2 protein-coding genes are annotated in these 4,646 nt (G+C 63.4%); both read left to right on the top strand.

Going from position 1 to position 4,646, the window contains the following annotated elements; genetic code table 11:
* Window positions 1-81 precede the first annotated feature (81 nt).
* Entirely contained in the window at window positions 82-3,921 is a 3,840-nt protein-coding gene (locus ACQKIP_RS40310; protein WP_427745312.1) for an RHS repeat-associated core domain-containing protein, read from the top strand.
* Window positions 3,918-4,445 (top strand): hypothetical protein, encoded by a 528-nt coding sequence (locus ACQKIP_RS40305; RefSeq protein WP_365863024.1) that lies wholly within the window; start codon window positions 3,918-3,920, stop codon window positions 4,443-4,445. The genes ACQKIP_RS40310 and ACQKIP_RS40305 overlap by 4 nt, the downstream gene beginning before the upstream one ends.
* Window positions 4,446-4,646: the final 201 nt, after the last annotated feature.

The raw sequence follows: 4,646 nt of genomic DNA, 5'->3' as shown, positions 1-4,646 counted from the left end.
GTCGGCGACTGGGTCACCGACAACTGGGACACCATCGTCGCCGTCTGCAAGGTCGTCGTCGCCGTACTCGGCGTCATCGCCATGATCATCGGCGGCCCCATCCTCGGCGCCATCGTCCTCATCGCCGCCTTGGTCGTCCTCGCCGACACCCTCCATAAATACGCCAACGGAGAAGCAGGCCTGCTCGATGTCGCCTTCGCCGCCCTGGACTGCATCCCCGGCATGAAGGGCCTCACCAGCCTCCGCGGCCTCGCCAAAGGCCTCAAAGGACTCAAGGGCGGAATGAAGGCCATGAGTAAGGGGCTCAGCGGCCTGAAGTCGGCCCGCAGCGCCATCGCCGACGGCGCCAAGGGCGCGTACAACCGCCTTAAGAGCATGGTCAAAGGGTGTGGCGACCCCGTCGACCCGGCCACCGGTCAGATGTACATGGCGGAGACCGACATCATGCTGCCCGGCACCCTCCCGCTGCTCTTCACCCGGCGAGTCGCCTCGGACTACCACACCGGTGGATGGTTCGGCCCTTCCTGGGCCTCCACCATCGACCAGCGCCTGGAGATCGACGAACATGGTGTCGTCCTGATCACCGAGGACGGCATGCTGCTGGCTTATCCGCACCCCGAAGTGCCGGAGACCCCGGTGTTCACCCATGCGGGCCCACGCTGGCCCATGATTCGTCTGGACAATGGCGGATACCGCGTCACCGATCCACGAACCGGCCTCAGCAGGCGGTTCGCCCCGCCGCAGGACGGCCTGGCGCGGTTGGAGCGCATCAGCGATCGAAACCACAACTTCATCGACTTCGACTACGACGCCGATGGCGCTCCCTTCTCGATCCGACACTCCGGCGGCTACCACCTCCGGCTGGTCGTGGACAAGGACCGCGTCACCGTCCTGAGCTTGGCCGGTGCCGCTGAGGACGGCGCGGATCTCACGATCAAGCGGTACGGCTACACCGAGGGAAATCTCACCTCGGTCACCAACTCCTCCGGCCTGTCGATGCGGTTCACGTATGACGATCGCCTGCGCATTACGTCCTGGACCGACACCAACAACAGCCGCTACGACTACAACTACGACGATCAAGACCGCTGTATCAGTCAGGGCGGCGAAGCGGGACACGTCACCAACCTCTTCGCATACGACGGCACAGACTCAGCTTGGCCCGGCTGTCGAGTAACCGCGGTCACCACAGGCGAAGGGTTCGCGTCCCATTTCGTCATCAACGACAACTGCCAGGTCATCGCCGAAATCAGCCCCTTGGGCGACATCGTCCGAAAAGACTTCGACTCTGATCACCACCTGACGTCCTTCACCGATGAGCTCGGACATACCACGCGATACCAGTACGACAACCGTGGTCAGGTCATTTCCGTGCTCCGACCAGACGGCCACCGGGTCATCTCCGAGTACAACGATCTCGGCCTACCGACTGTCGTGGCCGGACCGGACGGTACCGCGTGGCGCCAGGAGTACGACGCACGAGGAAACCGCATCGCCCTGGTTGACCCGACCGGAGCCACCACTTGCTTCACATACGACGCAGCCGGTCGGCTCATGTCCATCGCTGACGCGCTCGGCAGATCCACGGAGATCCGCAGTGACCACGCCGGTATGCCGTTGCAAATCAGCAACGCCCTTGGGGAAATAAGCAGTTATAGACGTGACGCCTTCGGTCGGCCGACCTCGTTCACTGACGCGCTCGGGCGGACGACGCGCATGGAATGGACAGTGGAGGGTCTCCCGACTCAGCGTATCGAGTCGGACGGCAGTGGCGAATCGTGGACTTATGACGGCGAAGGCAATTGCACCAGCCACACGGATGCGGCGGGTGCCGTCACACGCTTCGACTACACCCACTTCGACCTTCTCACCGCCAGGACCGGCCCGGACGGGATGCGATACGAGTTCGCCTACGATACGGAGCTGCGCCTTACCCGGGTCAGCAACCCCAAGCATCTGGAGTGGACTTACACCTATGACGGTGCCGGCCGCCTGATCTGCGAATCCGACTTCGACGGACGCACCATCAGCTACTCCCGTGACCCGGTCGGCCGCATGACGGCGCGCACCAACGCTCTCGGGCAGACCGTCGCGTACGAGCGGGACGCGCTCGGCCGAATCAGCCGGAAGGACGCAGACGGTCAGGTCACTTCCTACACGTACTCCCCCACAGGGCAGATCACCCATGCCGTCTCGCCAGGTGTGGACCTTGTCGCGGAGCACGACAGACTTGGCCGTCCGGTGTCCGAATCGATCAACGGCCACACCATGACCCATGAGTTTGATGTCTGCGGTCAGCGCACCAGGCGTACCACACCTACCCTCGCCGTCACTGAATGGAGCTACGACGCAGCGGGGCGGCACTCACACTTGATCACGGCCGGAACAACGATCGGATTCAATCGCGATCCTGCCGGGCAAGAATTGAACCGGCGTATCGCTGACGCCCTCACCCTGACCAACGAGTTCGACGGCATGGGGCGCCTGACCAACCAAGGGATCACCACGGCAGCAGGTCGAAGTGTCCAGCGCCGAAGTTACGCGTATCGCCCCGACGGCAACCTCGTCCGGCTGGAGGACCAGCTGAACGGAACGCGTTACTTCGATCTCGACACCGCGGGCCGCGTCACCGCTGTTCGCGCCGAGAACTGGGCCGAGCAATATGCCTACGACGAGGTCGGCAACCAGACCGAGGCCTCATGGCCTGCCTCGCACCCTGGTCAAGAGGCCACAGGCCCGCGCGGCTACACGGGCAACCGCATCACGCGAGCCGGCAACGTTCGATACGAACACGACGCCCAAGGCCGCATCACGCTACGGCAGAAGTCGCGCCTCTCCCGCAAGCCCGAAACGTGGCGCTACACCTGGGACGCCGAAGACCGCCTCACCGCAGTCACCACGCCCGACGGCACACTCTGGCGCTACCTCCATGACCCCCACGGCCGCCGCGTGGCGAAGCAACGGGTCGCACCTGATGGTCAGTCCGTGATCGAGGAGACCACCTTCGCCTGGGACGGAGTCACGCTCTGCGAACAGACCACTTCCTCCCCCGAATTGTCTCGCCCCGTGACTCTCACCTGGGAGCATCAAGGACTGCGGCCCATAGCCCAGACGGAACGGGTGAGTGCGGGCACGGCCTCCCAGGACGAGATCGACTCCCGCTTCTTCGCCATCGTCACCGACCTCGTGGGTGCCCCCACCGAACTCCTCGACGAGCACGGAGATATAGCCTGGCGCGCCCGCGCCACTCTGTGGGGTTCAACCGCATGGGCAGCGGACAGCGTGGCGTACACACCGCTGCGCTTCCCCGGCCAGTACTACGACCCCGAAACGGGCCTCCACTACAACCACTTCCGAACCTACGACCCTGAGACCGCGCGTTATCTCTCCCCCGATCCTCTCGGACTCGCACCGGCACCGAACCCCGTCAGCTACGTCTCGAACCCCCTCACGTGGGCGGACCCGCTCGGCCTCGCCCCCTCCTGCGACCTTGAGATCGAATACGGAACACCAGACATTCATGGGCGCCCGACCGGGGCCACCGCACGGATCGGCCCAAACCCGCCAGACGGTGGCAAAGCCGTGAGGCGAATGAAGCCGCCGGGCTTCGGCGGCGAGGCAGCAGGACATTCTCGCGGCCACCTGATTCCAAAACAGCTCGGAGGCCCCGGAAACGAGCCGCGAAACTTTGTTACCCAGGACGCTGCTGTAAACAATGGCCCACAAAGCGATTTTGAGGACGCTGTAGCAGCGTACGTGAAGGGCGATCCAGCGAATGGCGTACCGGGCAACGAGGTAATATACGTGGCAACACCACGCTATTCAGGGAGTGACCCAATTCCAAGCAGGGTAGATATCGACGTGTACGGCGACAACGGTTGGTACATGGGAGCCTCATTCATGAACAGCAGCACCACATGACCAGCATTCTGGACCTGGCCCGCATCTGCCCGCCCCCAGACATCGAACCGAGCATCATCGAGGGGGTGTCGGCCGCGTCCGTAGAGGGCAACGTCCAAGCCGATCGCAGGCTCCTGCACGAGTGGTACGGGGGAGGCTGCTTCAACGACTTTCTCTGGGTCTACTCCCCAGGGCATGCGAACCGACACCTGGACGCGAACGCAAGAACAGCTAATCTGCATCGTGTACTTGAGCGCCAGGCAGCTGTGCGCATTCGAGCACGCATCGCAGAACTCGGATACTCCATCTCGGACACCGTTTCGTGGGGAGGGACCGATAACGGCGATCTGTGCTGCTGGGTCGGCACGGATTTGGACACCCTGGCAGTCGGACTGATCATCGACTGCAGGGAAGATGCCTTTTACGAGTATGCCGGATCGACTGGTTCCCTCATCCATAGACTTTTGAGCGGCGAAGAGACCTGCCCGATTTTCCCGGAAGACTTCTGGGACGAGCAGCCCACTTATGGGCGCCCCGGCGCGTAAGGGGCGCAGGCGCTGCCTCAGATGTACTTGCCCGCCTCCGGCACCACGGGAGGAGTCATAATCGTCACAGCGGTGAACGACAGCGGAGCAACAGAGCCGAGAGGGAACTGGCATGGCAGGCAAGGGCAAGAGCGACCTCGCGCTCCCGCTCAGTGATATTGTGTTCTACGGGAGCCGGTTGCGGTCGTTAATGGTTCTGAT

Origin of the sequence: Streptomyces sp. NPDC059900 (genome assembly GCF_050270335.1) — a bacterium.
In the GTDB taxonomy this organism is placed as follows: Bacteria; Actinomycetota; Actinomycetes; order Streptomycetales; family Streptomycetaceae; genus Streptomyces.
This window is presented reverse-complemented; position numbering and strand designations above follow the sequence as displayed.